Below are 1,630 nucleotides of genomic sequence, written 5' to 3'. Positions count from 1 at the left end.
AAGGCCTGCAAGAATGTTTACGCCCTGATTGATCACAAAAGCAAATTCCACACCGACAACAACAGCCACTTCTAAAGGTACCCATGAATGAGAGGGCGAGCTTAGAAGAGAGTCTTTGCTGTTCAGAGCCAGTTCGTAACCAACCAGCAGGTGGAGGGCGTAGAGCCATTGCCACAAAAGCGACTCAATCAGGGACGTTTTCATCCCGTAACTGTATGGTCTGTATCGCTTTTTATCCGATGGCGAAGTTGATCCTATGTAACAGTTGTTGTCGTTAATCTCTGACGGGTTGCCCGTCAATGAATGCCAGTCACCTTTTACAAAAAAGACCTGTTTTGGAGAACCTTCATCCTTTTGAAGCTCGATAATAAAATGTCTTGACAGCGCTTTGGCCTGGCTGACGAGAAACAACGACAGTAGCAACAGCAGTGTCTCAAAGAGTATGTGTTTATTAATTCTATCCTTGTTTTCTGTTTGACAGTGAGGAAGGATAGATCAAGAAAAGCACGTGAAGTAGTCGGCGTCAGATCAAGGACTGAAGTGATCGCCCTGTTCCAAATCGACAGGCTTACGTTTTCGATGTCTTCTTTTGTGGTCCGTTAGGGCCTGAGCGTTCTTACAGCCCTTGCCGCATGGCTGCAGCTGGCCATCCTTCCCGACCACTGTCTCCTGACAGGTTTGTGGACCGGAATGATATCTTCTTTTGTGAACCGACAAGGCCACAACACTATCGCAGGTCATCTCGCATGGCCGCGTCTGACCATCCTGCCCGACTACGGGCACGTGACAAATTTGTTGTCCACTGTGGTATCTGGCTTTGTGATCCAACAGGTATAGAGAATTCTTGCAGACAAAGCCGCATGGTAGCCGCTGGCCATCATCCCCGACCACTGTTGTGTCGCAGATTTTCTGCCCACTGTGGATTTTTCTTTTGTGATACGTCAGGTTGCGAGCATTTCTGCAGGCGGCTCCACATGGCCGCTTTTGTCCGCCCTTCCCGACTACCATCACGTTACAGGTTTTGTGCCCGCTGTGGTATCCACTTTTGTGATCCCACAGGGCTTTGAGATTCTTACAGACCTTTCCGCATCGTCGCAGCTGGCCATCTTCACCGAACTCCATCAGATCACAGGTTTTTTGATCAGTGTGGTATTTACATTTGTGTGCCAACAGGGCTTCAACATTCTTGCAAACCATCCCACATGGCTGTTGCTGACAATCCTCTCCAAACACCATCACTTCACAGGTTTTTTGCTCACGGTGAACTCTTTTTTTATGATGTTTGAGGGTATTAGCATTCCTGCATACCGTCCCGCATGGCCGCTGTTGTCCATCCTCCCCATCCACTTCCACGTCACAGGTTCGCTCTCCGCTGTGGAATTTGCTTTTGTGATCAGTCAAGGCGCAGGCATTTCTGCAAGCCTTCCCGCATGGCTGCTGTTGACCATCCATCCCAACCACGGGTACGTCACAGGTTTGGGGCCCGCTGTGGCTTCTGCGTTTATGATCTCTCAGGGCTCTCATATTTTTGCAGACCTTCCCGCATGGTTGCTGCTGACCATCCTCCCCGACCATGGGTAAGTCACAGGTTTTTGGCCCGCTGTGGTATCTGTTTTTGTGATACGAAAGG

2 protein-coding genes are annotated in these 1,630 nt (G+C 49.5%); both read right to left on the bottom strand.

What is annotated here, in order from left to right:
• The coding region (locus KDK18_RS07205) for a hypothetical protein (protein ID WP_257254204.1) at positions 1 to 423 on the bottom strand (423 nt) is incomplete at its 3' end.
• Between the two features lie 105 nt (positions 424 to 528).
• The coding region (locus tag KDK18_RS07200; RefSeq protein WP_257254203.1) for a hypothetical protein at positions 529 to 1,630 on the bottom strand (1,102 nt) is incomplete at its 5' end.

The organism is Endozoicomonas sp. SESOKO3 (assembly GCF_024606255.1).
Note: the sequence above shows the minus strand (reverse complement) of the source record. Positions and strands in the feature narration are given on the sequence as shown.